19 protein-coding genes are annotated in these 21,174 nt (G+C 47.0%); 5 read left to right on the top strand and 14 right to left on the bottom strand.

Annotated elements, in window-relative coordinates:
• Positions 1-14: 14 nt before the first annotated feature.
• From N836_RS63540 to N836_RS63500, 12 genes are all read right to left on the bottom strand, one after another.
• Entirely contained in the window at positions 15-194 is a 180-nt protein-coding gene (locus N836_RS63540) for a hypothetical protein (RefSeq protein WP_023075230.1), read from the bottom strand.
• Between the two features lie 37 nt (positions 195-231).
• On the bottom strand, positions 232-690 hold the full coding sequence (locus N836_RS63535) for a hypothetical protein (RefSeq protein ID WP_023075229.1): 459 nt from the start codon (positions 688-690) through the stop codon (positions 232-234).
• A 49-nt stretch (positions 691-739) separates the two neighbouring features.
• Positions 740-1,183: a DoxX family protein gene (locus N836_RS63530; protein ID WP_200867464.1), complete on the bottom strand. Its 444-nt coding sequence runs from the start codon at positions 1,181-1,183 to the stop codon at positions 740-742.
• A 54-nt stretch (positions 1,184-1,237) separates the two neighbouring features.
• Positions 1,238-2,587 (bottom strand): cation:proton antiporter, encoded by a 1,350-nt coding sequence (locus tag N836_RS63525; RefSeq protein ID WP_023075227.1) that lies wholly within the window; start codon positions 2,585-2,587, stop codon positions 1,238-1,240.
• Between the two features lie 20 nt (positions 2,588-2,607).
• Positions 2,608-2,910: a hypothetical protein gene (locus tag N836_RS77200; protein WP_023075226.1), complete on the bottom strand. Its 303-nt coding sequence runs from the start codon at positions 2,908-2,910 to the stop codon at positions 2,608-2,610.
• Between the two features lie 18 nt (positions 2,911-2,928).
• Entirely contained in the window at positions 2,929-6,114 is a 3,186-nt protein-coding gene (locus tag N836_RS63515; RefSeq protein WP_023075225.1) for an efflux RND transporter permease subunit, read from the bottom strand.
• 81 nt (positions 6,115-6,195) lie between these two features.
• Positions 6,196-7,578 carry an efflux RND transporter periplasmic adaptor subunit gene (locus N836_RS63510; RefSeq protein ID WP_081716955.1) on the bottom strand — a complete coding sequence of 461 codons (1,383 nt, stop codon included), beginning with the start codon at positions 7,576-7,578 and terminating at the stop codon, positions 6,196-6,198.
• Between the two features lie 841 nt (positions 7,579-8,419).
• Complete coding sequence (locus N836_RS76740) at positions 8,420-8,560, bottom strand: hypothetical protein (protein ID WP_161635022.1); 141 nt, start codon at positions 8,558-8,560, stop codon at positions 8,420-8,422.
• Between the two features lie 99 nt (positions 8,561-8,659).
• Positions 8,660-8,893 (bottom strand): WD40 repeat domain-containing protein, encoded by a 234-nt coding sequence (locus N836_RS78255; protein WP_442785779.1) that lies wholly within the window; start codon positions 8,891-8,893, stop codon positions 8,660-8,662.
• Between the two features lie 33 nt (positions 8,894-8,926).
• Positions 8,927-9,247, bottom strand: coding sequence for a wd40 repeat-containing protein (locus N836_RS73740; protein WP_023075222.1), 321 nt, complete (start codon positions 9,245-9,247; stop codon positions 8,927-8,929).
• A 256-nt stretch (positions 9,248-9,503) separates the two neighbouring features.
• Entirely contained in the window at positions 9,504-11,327 is a 1,824-nt protein-coding gene (locus N836_RS73735) for a BTAD domain-containing putative transcriptional regulator (protein WP_161635021.1), read from the bottom strand.
• A gap of 921 nt (positions 11,328-12,248) precedes the next feature.
• Complete coding sequence (locus N836_RS63500; RefSeq protein WP_023075220.1) at positions 12,249-12,926, bottom strand: TetR/AcrR family transcriptional regulator; 678 nt, start codon at positions 12,924-12,926, stop codon at positions 12,249-12,251.
• A 203-nt stretch (positions 12,927-13,129) separates the two neighbouring features.
• Here N836_RS63500 and N836_RS73730 point away from each other — a divergent pair, with 203 nt between their 5' ends.
• The 4 genes from N836_RS73730 to N836_RS63490 all read left to right on the top strand — a co-directional run bounded on the left by N836_RS73730 (position 13,130) and on the right by N836_RS63490 (position 17,823).
• Positions 13,130-14,731, top strand: a complete 1,602-nt coding sequence (locus tag N836_RS73730; RefSeq protein ID WP_023075219.1) for a glutaredoxin domain-containing protein — start codon at positions 13,130-13,132, stop codon at positions 14,729-14,731.
• Between the two features lie 89 nt (positions 14,732-14,820).
• On the top strand, positions 14,821-15,147 hold the full coding sequence (locus N836_RS63495; protein WP_023075218.1) for a hypothetical protein: 327 nt from the start codon (positions 14,821-14,823) through the stop codon (positions 15,145-15,147).
• Between the two features lie 234 nt (positions 15,148-15,381).
• Positions 15,382-16,098 carry a TetR/AcrR family transcriptional regulator gene (locus N836_RS0139085; protein ID WP_081716953.1) on the top strand — a complete coding sequence of 239 codons (717 nt, stop codon included), beginning with the start codon at positions 15,382-15,384 and terminating at the stop codon, positions 16,096-16,098.
• Positions 16,099-16,209: 111 nt separating this feature from the next.
• A complete protein-coding gene (locus tag N836_RS63490) occupies positions 16,210-17,823 on the top strand; it encodes an IS1634 family transposase (protein WP_036054291.1) in 1,614 nt (537 codons plus the stop codon).
• 323 nt (positions 17,824-18,146) lie between these two features.
• Here the strand turns inward: N836_RS63490 and N836_RS0139080 are convergent, their stop codons facing one another.
• Both N836_RS0139080 and N836_RS63485 read right to left on the bottom strand, forming a co-directional pair.
• Positions 18,147-19,172 carry an IS3 family transposase gene (locus N836_RS0139080; protein ID WP_152532243.1) on the bottom strand — a complete coding sequence of 342 codons (1,026 nt, stop codon included), beginning with the start codon at positions 19,170-19,172 and terminating at the stop codon, positions 18,147-18,149.
• Positions 19,145-19,384 carry a transposase gene (locus tag N836_RS63485; RefSeq protein WP_023075214.1) on the bottom strand — a complete coding sequence of 80 codons (240 nt, stop codon included), beginning with the start codon at positions 19,382-19,384 and terminating at the stop codon, positions 19,145-19,147. The genes N836_RS0139080 and N836_RS63485 overlap by 28 nt, the downstream gene beginning before the upstream one ends.
• Positions 19,385-19,494: 110 nt before the next feature.
• Between N836_RS63485 and N836_RS63480 the strand changes: the two genes are divergently transcribed.
• Complete coding sequence (locus N836_RS63480; protein ID WP_023075213.1) at positions 19,495-21,150, top strand: IS1182 family transposase; 1,656 nt, start codon at positions 19,495-19,497, stop codon at positions 21,148-21,150.
• Positions 21,151-21,174 lie beyond the last annotated feature (24 nt).

The following is a 21,174-nucleotide window of genomic DNA, read 5'->3' as shown; positions in this document are numbered from 1 at the left end:
CACAGATTGAGAGTTCAATCAATGGCAAAAATGTCTGGCTCAGCTGCATTAGCAGACTGAATGGATGAAATTGTTGAGATAATTAATCCTGTCGCCAGTAACGGATGTGGATATAAATCAGCCACGACGAAAGTGAAGATAAATGAAATCACAAGCCGTTTAAAGGCAACACGATAAGGCTTTAATACATCCATTTTTCTAAATCTTTTTAACTTAGTGATTGCTACACAGCTATCTAGACTGTGCTAAAAGTCTTTGGCGAGATGTCTCTAACGATGCAGAAAAGCTATGGGACAACCGATGAGGAATGGGTAACCATCCTACTACGACCATGCTGGGAACAGTAGTCCACCGTCCGGCATTAAACACATACCAGTATTGATTCACAGAATAAGCCCGTCGACCCAAGTAGAATCCGCCATAGCGAGAGTTCTGAACCACTAAGATAACCGGGCGTTCAGGGTCAGACGGTCTACAACACTCTTCATTCCACACAGCATCATCCAGCGAAGGTATTTGCATCACCAAAGCCCAAGGGCGTTGGCTAGCCCAGCGATTCCCTAACCAGCAATCAATGGCAATATGACTTCTGGATACGCCAGGATGTTCACTACACAGGCAAAGTTGTCCAGGCTGAATCCAGTTGGGTAATTCAGCAATATTGAAGGGGCTCCAGTATGGGTAAAGCATAGTTCTAATTGGTGTTGTGAGGATATGAGAGAATTTGAATTAATGTGTCCTAAGTTCTGGGTTCACTAATAAGAGCGCTCAGCTGTGGGTATCTCAAGTAGGCTATCAGTAAGGTAATTGTCATCAGGAGCATTGCCGGGAATGGGCTATCTCCAATCAGAAACAAATGAATCAAAACACTGCCCATCATGATGCTAGCAAGCAGACTGCTACCAATAAACGCTGTGTGAGGCCACAAGATAAGGACTGTTCCAAAAATTTCAAGGCTGCCTGTCAGATAGCGAAGACCTTGTCCCCAGCCAATTTGGTTAAATAGAACAACCATATCTTCGGAACCGGCTAGCTTGCCAGCACCTGCCGCTAAAAATGCAATGATGGTTCCACTTTCTAATGTCCAAGCCAAAATTATTTGGCACAAAGGGTCTTGGCAGCGATGTGTTTGCCAATGTTGTTGGGATAACGATTTCTCACTCATTTCGGTTAATTGAATCACGATTTTCTCCTTAACAGAGAGGGAGTGAAAAACTAAAGTCACAATAGAGGAAAGTTAAGCCTTTTGTTCTGTTGCAATACCGTTTGGGAGTGCCAAGGGGAGTAGCACTGGCGCAATGAGTGTCGTGACAACGACCGTTAAAATGACTGCCGCCGTCAGCATGTTAGATAAAATATCGACAGAAGCCCCAATCCCGACAAATACAAGCCCCACCTCTCCCCGAGGGACCATGCCGATACCGATCGCGAGCCGATTCAGCTTGGCAGAAGGGATTAAATAGCCCGCTGTGACCTTACCAATAACCGCAACGACAATTAAGAATGCGGCCATCCAAAGGCCTTCGATACTGCCAGGATTAGCTGGATTCAAAACGCTGAGGTCAGTCTTAGCGCCTACCACGATGAAAAAAACAGGAGCAATTAGAGCCGTCACAGGTTCAAGCTCATGCAAGAGTGTAGCTTGCTGACGAGTTCCACTGAGAATGATACCCGCAGCAAACGCTCCTAAGATAGCCTCAAGGTGGATAATATTGGCAATCGCTGCCATAGCTAGGGCCAGAAGAATGGCCAAAAGTAGTGGTCCATTGTCCGACTGGAACTTTTGTGTAATCGCGTCAAAAGCTTTGGCAATTTGAGTTCTCAATAAGGCAATTGCAGCGACAAATACCGTAGTACCCAGCAACAGATATACCAGATTGGCAACATCAATACTACCGTCTTTCACTAAACTCACCACCACAGCAAGAATCAAAATGCCTAGCAAATCGTCTAAGACAGCGGCTCCAATAATAATCTGTCCTTCTTCTGACTGAAGATGCCCCAACTCTTTGAGAATTTTGGCTGTGATACCAATGCTGGTGGCAGTCAGGGCAGCTCCACCAAAGATAGCAGGCAGCGTCGCAACACTAAATAGTGTCATCAGCCCTACCGTTCCCCCAATAAACGGTAAGACTACACCCGCGCCAGCTACGATAGCTGCCTGGGGGCCGACCTTCACTGAATGATCGAGATCAGATTCAAGACCAATCACGAAAAGTAGTGCAATCACACCTAGGTTAGCCACACCTTCGGAGATTGCTGTTAACTGATGAGAGTAGGCGATAACCGCCTCTTGAGTACTGGCTCCAGTGGTCTGACAAATTAGATCAATCACCATAGGGTTAATGGCCATGTCGCCATCGGTGAAGACTAAAATCTTCAGGGCCGAAACGCCCAGGATAATGCCACTAATTAGCTGTCCTAGAACAGGTGACAAGCGTAACCGAGTACAGACTTCTTCACAGAAATAACTGATCGAAAAGATAACAATTGCGGATAGTAACAGTGTGAAAAAAATAACGGACTCGCTGATTTCGCCGACATCTGCTAAGACAAATGGGGTGAGTCCAAAGGTAGTCAGGTTCATTTGAATTCTTGCTCTGAAATTTATTTTCTGGGATATTGTTTTTTAGGATCTTGATATCGGTGATTGCGATATTCTCGCTGCCAGCATCGTTCAAGCAGCCAAGTGGAGTCTTCTTCTAAAGCAGTGCGATCGCAAAAGCCATCGTGGTAATTAACGAACTCCTGATAGTTCACAGCCCAGCATCGTTCTAGAAAATGATTGTCAAAACAGCGAGTGAGGTGATCAACCTTGGATTGTTGCCAATACTGAACTGGATTTAGGATAAGCGGATGCGCACTACTCCAGATGGGTTGTTTGAGATACTGCCAAATTGAAAAATACATCGATTTCTCCTGGATTCTCTACGCAGGGTGGTTAAGGGAAAGTTGGTTGTTGGCAACACCGTTTTGTTTCTCCTGGTGCGCAGGTTTTTTCTTTATCAACAGCAGGTAAGCAGCAGGAGTAAAGTACAGTGCCAGTAGGGGGGACCCGCCAATACCACCTGCGATCGCAATTGCTAATGGCTGCCAGAAGGGGTCACTATCGACCAGCAGCGGTACAAAGCCCACCATCGTAGTAATTGTTGTGGTCAGCACATGGCGGGTCGCTTTAACGACTACATTTTGTACTGCCTTGAGATCGCCCAATCGAGCCTGGGGATCTTCATTTAAGGCCGAGAGAACAATGATGCCGCCGTTGAGGGCAATGCCGACTAGACCCATCGTGCCGACAATGGCCATAAAACCCAACAGTGAGCCAAACACCTTCAATGAGAACATCGCCATGCCGATGGAACCGACTGCAACCGCTCCGACGATACCCGTCTGTCGGAACGAGCCTAGCGATAGTACCAACGCAGTTACCATCACCAACAGCAGTAAGGGAACATAAAGCAACAAATTACCTACCGCCGAATTACGTTCTGCATACTCACCACCAAAATCGTACGAATAGCCTGGTGGCAGTGTGAAGTTAACGGACTCTAACCGTTCTTGCAAAGCATTGAGAACGGTGTCTGGCAAGACGCCCGCCGTAATATATGCCTGTATCGTGTTCACACGTTGTTCACCGCGACGGGAGATATTAGATGACTCGCCAATCAGACTAAATTCCCCTAATGCTGTTGTTGGGCGAAAGGCTCGATCGCCACTCTGCCCTGGACGTAAGTCAAGCGATGCGAGTTGTGTCAGACTGGCTCGATTGGTATTGGTCAGTCGCACACGTACTGGCAGGTTCTCGGTGGATTCTAGAATCGCGCCGCCCGTTACCCCTTCGGAATACGCTTCAAGCTGCTGGGCGATCTCAGTATTGGTCAACCCAGCCTGCTGTACCTGCTCATTATCAACAATCAGCCCTAGCTTTGGCTGGCGCTCGGTCAGGTCATCGCGAATGTGAACCACATCAGGAATTTCAGTTATAATTTCTCTAACTTCCATACCAATGCGCCGTAGTTCACTGGTGTTCGGTCCATAGATGCGCATCTCGACTGGTGCATCGTAGGGTGGCCCTTGCTGGAGTTGTTGCACAATCGTACGGGCCGCAGGAAACTGCTTATCTAGAACCTGCTGAAGCTCTCTCACGAGCCTGCCAACATTCTGATCAGATTTTAGCTGTACCAGTGCTTGCGCATACTGCGACTGGTTCTCGCGATTACCCGTCAGATTGTAGTAAAACTTGGGTGCATTCTCACCAATGAACCAGTGGACATCTTCAACTTCTTCGTGCTGCAGAATCTGCTCACGTGCTTCAAGCACAACTTTTTTGGTTTGGGCAATCGCTGTCTGAGAGACAAAATCTATCTCAATCTGGAACTGGTCACGGTTTACCAGGGGAAAAAACTGTTCGTCCAATGTACTGGCCGAGATAAATCCAATCAGGGGAATCGTCATTGTCAGAGCGACTGCTAGCAGCGGTCTAGCCGTAGCGCGATTAATTGTCCAGCGATAGAAACGGCCCAGACGAGGTGACGAAAACCCGTCGTACCACCAGGCACCGGGCTTCATCAGAACCAGCACCACCCGATCCGCAAAACTCTTCTGGCGCTTGTGCAATGCCTTTTCGTAATCCTCACTACTGGCGCTGAGTATCCGACCAGCCAGCGCCGAAATTACTGTTAGCGAGATTACCAGAGATGAAATCAGAGACAAAATGACATTGAGCGCAATTGAACCGACAAACTCACCCGCAGCTCCTGGCAACAGATAAATCGGTAAGAACGTCAACACTGTGGTCAATGTCGAGGCTAGTAGGGGAACCTGAAGATAGTTCACAGTCTTGATAACAGCCTGAAGTGGAGGCTCTCCATGTCGCATCTCTACCTGGATTTCATCGACTGCCACCACAGCGTTATCGATAAGCAGCCCCAGGGCGATAATTAGACCCGTCACGGACATTTGGTGAATGGGAACACCAAATATACTCATCCAGCCCAAGACGGCAAAAATTGTCAGCGGCAGCGCCAGTCCAACGACTAGCGCTGAACTCCAGCCCATGCCCATCAGCGCAACGAGAACAACCAACACCGCACTAAAGACAAGATTGGTAATTAGTGAATTGATGCGAGTTGCTACATAGGTGCTTTGGTCAAACACTAGGTCAAGACTAACACCCTGGGGTAAGCGATCTCGAAACACATCCAGTTCATCGTGCACTTGGGCAGACCACTGGTCAATGCGTAGGCCCGACTGCATCATAATCCCAATGACAACGGCAGGCTTACCACTAACGATGGCCTGGTCACTGAGGGGATAGCGCACCCCCCGGCTAACGCTAGCAATATCGTTGAGGCGGGTAAACTGGCCGCTAGCACTCTGTACTGGTAGCTGACGAATTTGATCTAAAGTCTCCAGCTCGCTCTCCACTTCAATGGCTAAATCTTGTTCTGGGTTACGCAGCTGGCCCGCTGTCACTTTAGCGTCACTGAGGCTGATCTCCTGGGCGAGCTGTTGAGGTGAGACTCCGATTCCCGCCAGCTTCGGTGCATCAATCTCAACTAAAATCTCTTCATCTGGACTGCCAAAAAACTCAACTTCTTCAGTCCCCGTTAAGCTACGCAGGCGAGTTCCTAGCTCATCACTGTAGCGCCGCAGGATCGCATAGTTAGGCTCCCCTGGCAGGTTCCAAGTGAGGGAAGCAATCATCGTATAAGCCTTGACAGCGGTTTCGTCGAGTTCAGGGACCGCTGCACCAGCAGGAAACTGAGCAGCCGCATCAGCCATTTCGTCACGGACCTTAGCCCAAATAGGCTGGGCATTGATCACCTGGTCTACTAGCTCAACAGCAACCGTCGAAAAGCCAACTCGTGAATCGGATTCAAGGACCTCAATTTCTTCTATCTCAGAAAGTTCTTCTTCGAGGACGGTGGTGACAAGTGCCTCAACTCGATCAGCGCTGGCACCGGGAAAGGCTGTCTTCACTACAGCAACACGCGATACTAATTCAGGGTCTTCTTGCTGAGGAAGCCCCTGGAAAGAGGAAATTCCCCAGGCCAGAATTAGAATAATTGTCAAAATCAGAAGACGAATATTGGTAAAGAAGGGACGAACCATGCGGACACCTCAAAAGTGGGTTTGCAATGTAATCTCAGCACCTAAGTTCTCTCGTACGTTTGAAATTAAGTTGACGACGATTTAGAGTGGCTGGACCTGCTGACCTGGTGTTAATCGATGAATGCCGCTGGATACAATCTGATCGCCCTGTTGCACGGTGCCACGCACCAGAGTTCGATTCTCTTCCTGGTGTAAGATTTCAACAGTCTGTGGTTGTATCTCGTAGGCGGTCTCGTTTTCTTGTGTAGGCAATAGTACATAGACGCTCCACAGGCCGCGCACGTCCTGAGTCAGAGCGGTTGTGGGCAACCAGATGCCTTCACCAGCAATGGTTTCGGTCATGTCTATGCGCACCGTCTGCCCTGGACTAATCTGGGAAACGGTTGCCTGCTCCAGCTGAAGAACAACAACTTGAGTGCGTGTTTCTGGATCGACCTCTGGCAGTAGAGCTGTAACTTTTGCTGTATAACGATCAGCACCCAGATCGACTATCTGAATATCTCCCACCCGCAGCTCACTCGCAACATCTACCGGCATACCGACGCGAGCTTCGGGAGCCACATCTTCCACAATCCGCACAATTGATTGTCCAGCTCCGACCACCGTGCCCTCATCGATCTGGCGCGCTGAGACAATACCGGAAAAGGGAGATTTCAGCGTACTCTTACCAATGGTGACATCTAGATCGGCAATGGCGGCATCGAGCTGTTTTACAGCGGCCTGCTGTGCCACAATCTGTTCCTGCCGAGTACCATTTTGTAGCTCTTGCAAGTTGCTACGGGCCTGATCCAGCTGTGCCTGTAGGACCTCTTCGCCATAGGCAAATTCATCTAGAGATTCCTTTGAAATTGCCCCCTCTGTATAGAGGTACTCTCGCCGAGATAGCTGAATACCCTGAAGCACAAGCTGCTGCTCAATTTCACGAACATTCGCTTCAGCGGTAACAATATCTTCTATACGGGGACCTGCTTCCAACTCTGCTAACTGTGCCTGAGCACGAGCTCTTTCGGCCTCAAGCTGCTGACGGCGGGTTTGCAGATTGCTAATATCCAATTGTGCCAGGGGCATTCCAGCCGAAACGATATCACCTTCCTTTACCAATACCGAAACCAGTTCTCCCCCACGCTCAAAACCAAGATCGCTGGCTCGCAGAGCTACAATTTCTCCCGTGTAGGTTCGTGTGACGTCATAGCTCTCCACGACCTCTACCGTCAATGTTTCCACTGACAGGACCTTGGGGTTCACCATAACCGCTGTGTCTGTAGTCGTTGTCAGCGATTTGATTACGGGAACTCCAATGATTAATAGGAGTGATATTGCTCCCAAGCCCAATACCTTCTTGCGATGTCGACGAAGAGGGGTAAATATCTTTGCAGGAGAGCTAGCGGCGAATGACTGAGCAAGGAACGGAGCTGATAACTGGCATAGCTGCCCAGCTATTATCTTTTTTACGTCTAGGGTCATTGTTCAATCCTTAACGAACTCATGTGATGATTTGACTTTAGAAAACAGGCATCTTTAAGGCGTCGCCAATGCGTCTCAACTGCGTCCAACTCGAGTTTTAGAACGCGACTAAATGCAGCGTTTCCACCGCCAGGGCCATGCCTACAACAACCGCCGTGTTTGCAGCGGCGCGGGCTTCAAAATGCCTGAACAGGGATGAATGAGCAGTCATAGTGATCCTTATGAAACGGAGATATTAGAGTGAAGCCAGCAAATATAAGCTTGATAACTAGATTCACATAAAACGAAACCGTTTCATTTCAATCACAAAGTCATTATAGATCAAATGGAACGAAGTCGTTCCATTTTTCAAAACTTAATATTCTGCTATCGGCTCACAGTTTTTGAATGGACTATGAACGACAACTGTTTAGAAAAAGCTGCACTTTAGTAAGTATTTACGTGATACTTGATGTTTTCTGGGCTGGGTGTTGCTAGTAAAAATGCAGTGAGTAACTAACCAGTCGCCGGATAACTCTGAAATATTGCCTTACAGCGACGCAAGTGTTGTAGTGCCTGCTGCTCTAGCTGGCGTACGCGCTCACGACACCCATGAGCTATCCGACTTTTACTTGAGAAAGCCGAGTATCGTCTGTGAGGCCAAACCGAAGATTAATCACTTCTTTTTGTGGGAAGTCAGTTCTGTGAGCATATGGCGAATATTTTGCCGCAAAGACTGTTTCACCGTATAACCTTCCGGAAAAAATATCGTAGGCTATTAGCCAGCCACTGGATGTGTTTAGAATGGGCTATTGCTATGTCCTCTGTTCTTTGTTTGCAGGTATGAAAATTTCTTTTGTTGTTATTTGCGAGCAATATAGTAGTCATTCATGACATCGTGGGGCAGTTGCTCAATCTCAACATGTGTAAAACGAGTAGTCTTTAATAAATCAGGGACTTTAGGATTATCTCCAGCGTCAGCGGCTGCATGAATCTCTTTCATGAGATAAACTCCATTGGGTCGCAAGGCGTTATAGATGTTTCTCATTAGCCCGTCGCGACACGCTTTGCACTTGACGTTTGATACTCCTGTTTGGACATTCTAAATCCGCAGAGTTTTATCAACGCTAGCATTAACAATTTGTTTGCCATCGGGGCTAAAAGCAACCGAATTTATCTGTTGAGTGTGCCCATTTAGTCGACGGTGAAGCTTATATGTGGCGACATCCCACACAAATAGGCTTGCATCAAGGCTACCACTAACCAACAAATTTTCAGTGGGGCTGGCATTCAGGGGCCAGACGACACATACATGGCCCTTAAGTATCTGAACCAGTTGGCCCGTAGCGACATCCCAAATATTGATCTCTCAAGCATTGCCTTCACTCACCAATCTTTTACCACTATGGATGAAATCCATGGTCACAATCCAACTGGTTGAGGCGTCTTCTATAATCAGAATAGGCCTCTGGTCGGCCGTTCGCCAGACAACAATTCGACCATTACCTTCACCAGTTGCCAGTAGTGGACCATTAGGGTTATGGACAACGCTAGAAACGGGATCTAGCGGTTGATTAAATACGGTCTCTTTAAAGATAGAGTGAGCAAAATTGACCGCCTGCCTATCTACATGCTGTAGATAGGCGTGATAAATCGTTAGCCGTGAGAAATCTAACCCCGTGAAGTCCATGCAGAGCGCCCAGGTAAGATTGAGCAGGTTGCCAGTGTATAGCCCATGGGCTGCTTCTGCCGCGACTGTAGTGTTTTGAGATGCTCAAGCAGCGTCTGTTCTGGCATGACTAGAGCTTGTCGAAACCGCTCAGCGACGGGCTGTAAAATAAGTCTTTCTTGACTCTCTCGGACAAAATCTTTGACGGATGTTTTAATTAATGCATAAGTTACTGTGGCAAGAGACGTCTTTGGGTTGACTTCAAAACAATCAGAATCTATTGTTCTTCACTGATCTGTTCAATCAGCCTATGGGTCATATATTCCATAATCACTGACTGTTGAGTATAGGAACTACCGCGTCGTTTGATCAGGGAACGCCAACAAAGTGATTCTAGTGCCTCAATTAGTTTTGTTTTATAGCACGATGGATAGATATTGGCCTTGAGTTCAGCAATGGTGGTCCAATCTCGATTGATTGCCAGCCAGGTCATGACGGTCTTCTCAAGTGAGGAGAGTCGTTCCAATTGAACATCTAACAGACGTTTTGCGTCGTTAAAGAGTAAGGTATCTTCTTCGAGAAATAGCGATATCTCTCCGTCGAAAACATCGCAGATGGAACTACTGATAATTTGCAGGGACAAGGGGATGTAATCATAACGAGCGCAAAGCAATTCCTTCTCAGCCTGGCTACCAGTGAGTTTTTTCGCCTCAATCAAGCCTAGAGACGCTTCAGGCGATCCTTCTAACTGCAGAACGTGTACCGTAGGATCTGACTCTGCAATAATGGCTACCTCAGCGGGTTTTTCTCGACTGGTCAACAACAGACAACTTTTGTGGTTCGCTTGTCCCACTATCGACAGCAGTTCACCATAGGCCTCATAATTTTCACGATACTGCCCGGCCCGTTCTCCCGCCTTAAAAATAGTTTCCATATTATCCAGAATCACCAGACACCTAGCCTGACGCAGCCAATGGAGTAGCCGAGTGATCGAGCAGTTTCCTTCCTGCTGGTTGGAAATAAAGGGAACCAAATCTTCTAATAAAGTATCCAGAGGCGGTGCATTCCGTAGCGAACGCCAGATAATAAAGTCAAATTCTGTCTGTAGCTCATGGGCCACCTTTGCCACCAGAAACGTTTTGCCAATACCTCCCATACCCAGCACAGCAACAAGACGGCATCGGTCTTGTTCAATCCATTGACGTAACTGCTTAGATTCCTTTGAGCGACCATAGAAAAACTGAGTATCTGGTGTTTCACCCCAGTCAATCTGGGTGACTGTCTGAGCCAATTCAACGGCCGATTTGTTAGACAATGATACGGCCTGATCGGAAGCTAATGGCTGAGCAGGTGTTCCATTCAAGAGCAACTGCTCATAAAATTGGCGCGTCTCCTTACTGGGGGTAATCCCCATTTCTTCGCGCAACAGTGTCATGCACCGATAGTATACCTGTAGTGCCGTCGACCGTTTCCCCTGATGGGTATAGCATTTCATTAAAGTCAGGTAACCTGACTCATTCAAGGGCTCTAACTTTAGTAAACGCTGGGTATGTGAGATTGCACTTCGATAATCCCTCAATTCAGTAAGTAGTGAACCTAGATCAGTTAATGCGTTGATCAACAGCTGATACAAACGATGACGCTCTAGCTCAATCCAATCGTCGCAACAAGCGGGCAACAGATCACCCTGATACAAGGCTATAGCCTGTGTCAAAGCGTCTACTTGTGCTTCGGGGCAAGTTTGCGGATCAACAGCTTCATCTATTTTGGACTCAAATTCACTCACATCAGACCAAAACGGATACAGAGGTCGCCACTGAATGTTTTGTGCAGTCACATGCAAAAACTGATCCGCATTTGGCAAAATTTGTCTAAATCGGTATAGTTCTTTCCGAAGATTAGCCTTCGCTTTTGCTTCAGTGACTTCTGGCCAAAATCCATTGGCTAATTGGGCTCTTGGTTGGGGTGTCTGGGCACGTAATATAAAATACGCTAATAGTGACTGATATCTATCTGCTTGCAACCCTTCGATAGGCCGATTCTCAAAGGTCACCCGAAAATGTCCTAGAAGATTAATACGAAGTTGTTTAGAAGAGTGCATTTTGACATCCTTCATTTTATTGTTGAACGGAACCTAGTTGGACTCACCTGATACGTTCCAGGTAAGGGAAGTGATTATCGTGTCAGCCTTGACGGAGGTTTCATCGAGTTTATAGAAAGCCGTACCAGTGGGAACTGCGCCGTTACATCGGCCATTTCGTCGTGAACCTTAGCCCAGTGTAGGTTGGGCATTAATTACCTGGTCTACTAACTCAACTGAAAAGGGGGGATTCCCCAGGCTAGAATCAGGATAACCGTCAAAATCACAAGACGGATATTGGTGAAGAAGGGGCGTACCATTCGGATACCTCAAAACGTGTTTTTTAGTAGAGTCTCAGCATCTAAGTTCTCTTATCGGTTTAAGAGCAGGGGCAGCAGTGATTTAGAGTGGCTGCCTCTGCTTACCTGGCGCTAATCGATGAATGCCGCTGGATACAATCCGATCACCCTGTTGGCCTAATTGAAGCGAAGCTTCAACCGGGTGCAATAAGCTCGAAAACATTGCTCTGCAAGAGATTCGGATGAGTGTTTTACTGTAAATTTGGCGGAAAATCTAATTTTGGCTCAGCAGTCAACGAGTTTTCAAGGTTTCAGTCTTCACCTTTAGCCTTATTGCACTTCGTTGCAGCTTCGCTTCAAACACCCCTGTTGCACGGTATCGCGTACCAGAGTTCGATTCTCCTTCATGCTCAAAACCGAGATCGCTGGCTCGCGGGGCTACAGTTCTCCCGTCTAGATTCGCGTGACGGGAATGGATGAGCAGTCATAGTTAATCTCATGAAACGTATACAGTAAAGCGAAGACAGCCAATTATTAGGCCTGATAAATAAAATGAAACTATTTCGTTTCAAACTTGAATTTATTATAAACCAAATGAAACGACTTGGTTTTAAAGATAAAACCTTAATAATTGGCTGTCAGCTCACAGATTTTGAGTGGACTGTAAACAACAGCTATTTAGAAAAAACTGCACTGTAGTGTTAACGTGGCGCTTAATGTGTTCTGAGCTGGGCGCTGCTTCGATACCCAGCAACATTTGAGGGTAATAAGCGCCTAGGACCATATTGATAAAGCACTCAGTTGAGAGCGTTGGGTTACTCAGTTGTATAACACCCCGCTCTGCTTGAGCAGCCAGATAGTCGGTCAGACTCGACATGGCCCGAGTGGGGCCGTTGTCGTAAAACTGAATAACTAACTCAGGAGACCGACTGGCCTCACTGATGACAAGACGATCTAGCCCAATTGCATCTGGAGTGATCACGACCATAAGTAACTGATAGGCAAACTGGTTCAATACCTGTTCAAGTGACTGAGTGTCTTCCTCATCCAAACTAGGAAAAGCAGAAAGTACAGCATTGCTCAAGCGATGTATGACGGCACCAAAAAGCTCGTCCTTACCACCGAAATATTGATAAATCGTGCGTTTAGCCACACGAGCCTCACAGGCAATCTTGCCAATTGTCGCTGAGCCATACCCTTCCTCTAAAAAGACTTGGGTAGACGCTTCAAGGATTTTCTCTAGCCGCTGTTCAAGGTTTCTGTTAGGGGGGTATCCACCGGTAGAACGTTTTCTCAGGGGGAGTGTTTTAGACATCGGCATAGTTGTTAACAGAAATAATCAATCGAATTGCAGTGCATGCACTATTGCCATCATTGGCACGATGACAGAGCTCAAGGAATAAAAAATAAAACAAAACCGTTTCGTTGTGATAGTATTATACGTAACGAAACGGTTTTGTTTCAAATAACTTCCCCAGACAGTTATGACCTGTCGGCTATTCATCAAATAATGCAGGAGGAAACATGGGACAGATCTCAATTTTTTGGAAAGAAGGTTGCCCCCATTGCAGCAAAGCCAAAAATTATCTAACAGCCAGGAATATTACTTATCAGAGTCTTGATATTACCGAAGATGCTCATTTAAGAATGTTGAGCATCTATTTGAGTGGTAGCCAAACGGTTCCGCAAATTTTCTTCAATGACGAGCACATTGGTGGTGCCAGCGATATGTTAAGTATCGAACCAGTGACTCTTGATAAAAAGATCCAAGAAACTCTTGCCGCTGCCGATCTTGATTTTCCGCCACACGTCTCAGATGCGGAACTTGCCAATGCAGAACTCCCTCTGGGAAAGATTTTAGATCGGCACATCCCCGACTTGGGCTCCAATGCGGAAATCAACCAAATAAAGCCGTACTACGAGGCTTTATTTGGTTTTTTGCCTAATATGTACGACTATATGGCGATTGTGCCTGACTACACGACTGCCTGGGTAGCCGCATTTTTGAGCTTATTCGAATCGACTTCGGAAACCTTGGGTGACTTTCGTATGGTAGTGACGTTTACGACCAGTGCTGCCGCCGCTTGCACCTACTGTACGGCTCATGCTACGGGTGCCGCCCTAGATATCGGGACTACACCTACAAAACTTCGACAGATTTTTGAGTTCTATCAACACCCGGAAGGAAAGGATGACTCAGTGTTACCGTTTACTGAAGCAGAGCGGTTGATGATTCGTGTGGCCAGGGGCGCAGCTCTAAACCAAGTCTCAGATAACGATCTCGCTCAACTCCGACAACTCGAACCGGATAGGGGTGACGAATTGATTCTAAATGTTGGTGCTGCAACTGCCTGTTTTGGTTTCTTCAATAGATTTAATGATCTCATGGGTGTGGAATTAGAGGCCCCAGCTTTGGAAGCCGCTCAAAATAGCTTGGGATCCCAATGGGACGTAGGCAAACACGATAGTCAAGAACGACACCAAGCAACGGCTAAATCTGAAGAAGTTGTAGGAGAGCAACAAAAAAATCTCGAATGGGAAAAAGCCTTTGTTATCCAGATGCAAGGATACTTAGAGACTGTCATTGGCAACAATCTAAATGCCTATTTGACAAGAAATTTCGAAATAGTCCCTAATTGGCTTCTAACCCTTCCAGAGGCTGCTCGAACAGCGGTTTCTCATTTATATGTTTTGACTGTTGCACAAGGGCAGGTTTCAGTCGAACTGAAACATTTAATGCTGTACGTTCTGACAAATATTACTGGGCATCAATACCTCAATACTCTTGAAGGCTTTCTAGCAAAAAGAAGCGCGATCTCTTTAGGAGCATCTCCAGAGCTGGCCCAAAGGCGCTTAGAGCAAAGCCTAGAGGCAGCTAAGGTAAAAGGGGGAACGTATAAGGATTTTAGTCAGAAGGAATGCGCAGCCCTGTGGTTGGCGAAGACGGCCTCGGTTTATCCCCCTTTCACGCCCTCACCCTTAGTGCTGAGTTTGAAAGAGTATTACACGCCGGAGCAAATCGTTGAGTTAACTATGTGCTTAGCAGTAGGTGGTTTAGCTCAGCGTTGGACGGCAACTATGAAAACAGAGTCCGACACATTCGGTGAAGTTGAATGTGTACTCTGAAATCGATAACCGAGATAGGCTAGCCAGGTCTCAGACCTGGCTAGCTAAAAGACGTACTTAAAATAAGGAAATAACAATCGGCTTTTCTTATGGGTATAACCACGCAAATCGAGACAGTTCGCAATAACTTAATTGTCATCGCATCAATGGGTTTTACTATATTTGCTATAGGTTTGATCCTTTACAAATATTCAGCTCTAGTTTCTCCATACATGCGTTACTTGTTGCCGTTGCCACCGATTTCAGTGGCAGCATACATTTACGTTCTGGATATTGTAAAAGGCAATGAAAATCGCACTCTTAATATTGTTCAAGATTTGCTCATGCAGATATTCATTGGAACCCTATCGTTTACTCTCGTTGCATTGATGCTGCTAAGTCAGTACCATGCTATTTCTCTTTTCATGAAGAAATAATTGGAGTAACTCCCTCCCATTCGCCGCATGTTGAACACCTTAGCCTGAATGATGAATCTCTGGGACAAGCTAGTTAAGCCTTTTCTCCAATGCCGTCGTAGTCAAACGTTTTTCTATCGTTTTATCCAGTGCCAACCTCGAATACTGTACATATATAGTAAGATATTAGAGAACAATGAAAACGAAACGGGTTCGTTGTGACTGGTGCAAGTTTTTTGCTGTTGTAAGCAGCCGATGATGACACGTAAAGGTACCGACCCAGAACACGCCATGGCCAATACAGTGCATTCTAAACTAGGCTCTTCTCAAAAACGTGCTAGTGCTAAAGGTTCCAAGGGTGGTCGTCCTGCTAGTGGCACTCTTGAGCAACGGCTAGAGCAGCTACTTGAAGACTCAACGCAGGTATTTGTGCAGCACGGTTATGGTTCAACCAGTATGGATTTGATCGCCCGCAAAGCTCATGTGGCCAAGCGCACTATCTATCAGCACTTTGGTGGCAAGGAGCAGCTATTCGGCGCGGTTGTTCGTCACCGCACTAACTCGCTATATACCTTCTTCCCTGAGATAGAAAAAACGACTGAATCCATTGAACAGTTTCTCACAACGTTTGCCCACGAGCTGTTGACTGTGGTTCTTTCGCCTGACTCTATTAACCTAGAGCGCATCGTCATTGGTGAGGCAAGCCGCTTTCCTGAATTGGCCAAGCAATTTTACAATAACGCGCCAAGGCAAACCATCGCAGCACTCGCCCAATATTTGACATGCCAGAAACAGAGGGAGATCTTACAGGTCGACGATCCGGAAGTTGCATCTATGCAGTTTTTCAGTTTAGTCTTAGGAGAATTTCAGCGCCGAGCACTGCTAGATATTGAGCAACCCTACAGCGCTGAGCAAATCAACCAACATGTGGAGGAGGTTGTCCGCTTTTTCTTGAATGCTTATCAAGCATAGCCAATAAAGACAAGGATTATTCTCAAAAAAAGAAAATAGATTTGAAAAGGTGTGACAACGCGCATTCCGCAGGTTAGGTTTGAAAATCAGGTAATTTAAGCGGTAACGTTTTTGCAGAGCCGCTTAAAGAAGATGCGCGTCGAAGATATTGATCACTTAGGCATCATTGCAGGGATTGTAGACCAAATCGGACTCGAAGCGCTGGTGAATGATTGTCTAGGGACCCATGTGCAGCAAAAGGTGAGTCCGGGACAAGGGATCAAAGCCATGATTCTGAATGGATTAGGCTTTGTGAGTGCACCGTTGTATCTGTATGAAGAATTTTTTGTGGGCAAAGCAACGGAGCATCTGCTTGGCGAGGGGATTGGGCCCTCCCATCTGAATGATGATTACTTGGGTCGATTACTCGACAAAGTGTGGGCCTATGGACCAAGCCAGTTGTTCAGTGTCGTCTCGATGGCAGCCTATCAAGCCTTTGGCTTAGATAGCCGTCGTTATCATCTTGATAGCAGTAGCCTGAGTGTGCATGGGGCGTATGAAAGCGCGAACGACGAGCCTGGTTGCATTGAAATCACCCATGGGTATTCGAAAGACCACCGACCTGACTTAAAACAGTTTGTAGTGGAGACAATCTGTACGAATGATGGGGGAGTCCCCTTAGCGTTTGAGGTCGCCAGTGGCAATCAATCCGACAAAGCGGTGTTTGCAGCCCGATTAAAGACGTTTGCAGAGCACTGGAGTGTCGAGGGAATCTTGGTGGCTGACAGTGCCTTATACAGTGCCGATAACTTAGCCATTTTGGGGTCACTGCGTTGGATTACCCGTGTCCCGTTAACGCTATCCGCCGCCCAAGCGGTGGTTACTGAGATCGATCCAGAGGCCTTTGTGGCAAGTGAACGGGACGGCTATCGATTGGCTCGTGTGTGCACAACCTATGGGGGAATTCGACAAGGGTGGGTCGTGGTCGAGAATCAGACACGGGTCGAGACGGATTGCCAACAGGTGGATAAACAGGTTGCCAAACAACTCATCAAGGCAACAAAACAACTGCGTCGTCAACAGACCCTTGAGTTTAATTGTGCCGCCGATGCTCGCCGCCAGGCCGAGGCCCTAGCGACCCGCTGGCCCTATCACTGTTTGAGCCAATTAGACGTGGTCGAACAGCACCACTATGCCCAGTCAGGACGCCCGAAAACAGGGGCGACACCCACCCAAGTCACCTATCAAATTACCGCTCAAATCGTCGCCGATGACGTGGCTATTCATCAGGCAAAGCGAAAGGCAGGACGCTTTATTTTGGCGATCAATGTCATCGATGATGACACCTTGACTGACGAAATCATTCTCTCCGATTACAAAGGGCAATCGGTCTCTGAACAAGGCTTCGGTATTCTCAAGGATCCCTTGTTTTTTACCTTCAGTGTTTTTCTCAAAACACCTGAACGCATTGTAGCTTTGGCGACCATCATGGGATTGTCCCTGATGGTGTACACTTTAGCTCAACGGCAGGTGAGACGCGCCTTGGACCAGGCGAATGAAACCCTTCTCGACCAACGCAAGCGACCGACTCAAACGCCGTCCTTACGGTGGATTTTTCAGAAGTTTCAGGCAATTCACCTGGTTTGGCTCAATGAGCAACCTCAGGTTTCCAACCTCTCACCTGAACGGCTGAATATCCTCAGATTTCTTGGCGCGCCCTGCCAGAAATATTATTTGATTTGCTGACTAACCTGCGGAATGTCCGTGACAACAGAATCGAATAGCCTTTGTAATCGATTCACGTCCTGCTTTACGGAAGATAGGAATGGTCCAATTAGTATCTAGCGAAGGCATTTGAACAACCCCTCTGTTTTCGCCTGAAATCTAGTCTGAGTAAGGGCTGCAAAGATGACTATTTCTTTGCAGCCCTTACTGTGCGAAACAACCACTCAAAACAACAGTCTAACTTCTGTTAAAAATTAGGCTGTTAGAATGTTAATGGTTTGTTTTTGCCAAGGATAAGCAATGTATTTGAGATCGTGGCTATTTTTGCGATCGCACACTTTTCTTTATTCCAACCCCTCAAAACACTGCTGAATCACCCCTCGGTTATGCACCCCCATTTCCCAGGCCAACTTCCCTTCCTCTGAGGTTAACCACTGCAGCACCCCCAATTCAGCCGACAATAGTACCTTAGCCTGGCCCCCCTGTGTGACCCGATAAACCCCAACGGCATACCCAAAGCCCACCCCACCAAACATCAATAACGCGGCTACCCCCAAGGCCGGTAATCCTGCTCGTATCCAAACCTGCTTATCACTCACCCGGTCAATTCGCTTACAGTGCTGAGTAACCGCTTCTTCCACCACCTGACCTAGTTCCGTACCCAATTCCTTCTCCTTTATCGTTCTCATGAGACGTTCAGCATAGCCATTCTCATACGCTTTACCCACACCTGCCATACTAATCGCTATCTCGTTCTCCTCCAATAGCTGAACATAGGCATTGGCCGCATATTGCACGCCCTGGTCTGAATGATGAATGTCTGGAATATAACGTGCCAGACCTTTCCTCAATGCTGTTATCGTCAACTGTTTCTCCATCGTCCTATCCAAGTGCCAGCCTCGAATACTGCGGGTAAATACATCCATTAATACTGCTAAATAAACAAATTCATCCTTCAATCGGATATAGGTGATGTCGCCGACCCACACCTGCTCTGGACGCTCGACCACTAGCCCTTTGACTAGATTCGGATACCGCTTATAGCCGTGGACACTATTCGTTGTTCGTTTCCGACGTATTCGTCGCTTAGCCAGTAGTCCCAGTTCTCTCATTAATCGGCTGATACGTTTGTGATTAACCGTCCATCCCTCTCGCTGCAATTGTTTCGTAATTCGTCGATATCCATAGGTCGGATACCGACCCGCTACATCAATGATCGCTTTTTTCAGTTCTGTCTCTTGCTGTTGTTGGGCTGTTTTTGTCCGATAGTAATAACGGCTTCGGCTGTAACCAATCACATCACAGATCACCTGGATTGGATAGTCGCTTTTCAACTGCTCAATCATGGCTCGCTTCCGTTCAGATTCCACAAGTCTGAAGCCTTTTTTGCCACTGCTAATTCCATGGTTAGCCGACCCACCATGCGTTCTAATTCCGCTATTCGCTCGGCTGATTCATGCCCGCCTCCTTTGCCTCCAAACGCTAAATGCGCCTGGTTTAGAAATTCATTTCGCCAACGATTGATCACCGACGTATGCACTTTATGGGCGCGACTCGCTTCGCTGACTGAAATGACCCCCAAAATGATACTGTTGGCGAATCCATAGAAAGCTAATAAAAGCCTTACGAAAAGGGAGTTTAATTCGATTTTAAGACGAGGATAGTGGAGTCTACTCACAAGAGGTATGCACCATGTGCCTCCATCCCGCCCTAATTCCTCCTGTCCCCAAAGAAACAGCACGTGTTGCCCATGCTGCTTTTAGGAAAGGGAATATCTACCTCAAATTACGAGAGGAATTGGGTGTGCTGTACAAAGACGAAGACTTCTCAGAGTTATACGCCCATCAAGGTCGTCCAGGCGAAAGCCCTTGGAGATTGGCTTTGATTACGGTTATGCAATTCATCGAGAATCTTTCAGATCGCCAAGCAGCAGACTCAGTAAGAAGTCGAATAGATTGGAAATATCTCCTCAGTTTACCGCTAGACGATAGTGGATTTGACTTTTCAGTTTTAAGCGAATTCCGAGGCCGATTGCTCACAGGAGGAAAGAGTGAGCAACTGCTAGGGAAATTGCTGGAAAGTTGCCAGAGTCAGGGGTTAGTCAAAGTCAGAGGCAAGCAGCGAACGGACTCAACGCATGTGTTGGGTGCAGTCCGTGATATGAATCGTTGTGAATGTGTGGGAGAAACCTTGCGACATGCCCTCAATGAGCTGTCAATGGTTGCTCCAGATTGGGTGCGAACCGTTGTCAGTCAAGATTGGTATGAACGATACGGTATACGGATTGAGTTATCCAAGCTACCCAAGAACAAAAAGCGTGAGGAATGGATGCAGCAAGTGGGAGTTGATGGGCATCATTTGCTGGCTCAAATTTACGAAGGTGAGGAGGAGAGTCTTCAGTCACTCAGGGAGCTGTCTTCGGTTGAGATACTGCGTCAGGTATGGATTCAGCAATTTTATCTGGCAGACAATCAAGTCAGACTTCGCACGCCCCGCGACCAGCCACCCAACAAACAAGTGATTGAATCTCCCTATGATATTGAGGCCAGAAATCGGACAAAACGGACGACACACTGGGTCGGCTATTGCGTTAACTTGACTGAAACGTGTGATGACCAGTGCCCCAATCTCATCACTCATGTTGAAACGGTTCCAGCCACATCTATGGATGTAGAGGTGACGGAACGGATTCATGACAAGTTGGCTGAAAAGCAGCTGCTCCCGGAAACTCATTATGTCGATACTGGCTACGTGAGTGCAGGCGTCATGCTGAATTTGAAAGAGACGTATGGTGTTGAAATTGTCGGCCCTGTTTTGCCCGATACGAGCTGGCAAGCCAAAGAAGGGAAAGGCTTTGATTTATCCAATTTCAACATCAACTGGCAACAGAAACAAGTTCAGTGCCCTCAAGGTCATCAAACGAGCAGTTGGTCAGAACAACTCAATCGTCATGGACAGTCAGTTGTTCATGTTCATTTCCCACGAAGATTTTGTGCCCATTGCCCGGTTCGGGCTGACTGTACTCGGTCAAAAACAGCTCATGGACGAAGCCTCAATTTTCTAACCCAACAGCAGCATATCACCCTACAAGCGGCTAGAGACTATCAGAAAACAGAGGAATTTCAAGAGCGCTATTCTATCCGTGCTGGCGTTGAAGGTACAATCTCCCAAGGTGTCCGCTCCTTTGGTCTAAGACGTTCTCGTTATATTGGCTTGGAGAAAACTCACTTGCAGCATGTCATCACAGCTATAGCCATGAATATTTCGCGTTTGTGGGATTGGTGGCAAGGCATTCCCAAAGCTCACACTCGAGTCTCTCACTTCGCTTCACTAGCTCCTGACAGCTAGAGTTGACATTCGCCAACAGTATCC

Source organism: Leptolyngbya sp. Heron Island J (genome assembly GCF_000482245.1).
In the GTDB taxonomy this organism is placed as follows: Bacteria; Cyanobacteriota; Cyanobacteriia; order Phormidesmidales; family Phormidesmidaceae; genus Leptothoe.
Note: the sequence above shows the minus strand (reverse complement) of the source record. Positions and strands in the feature narration are given on the sequence as shown.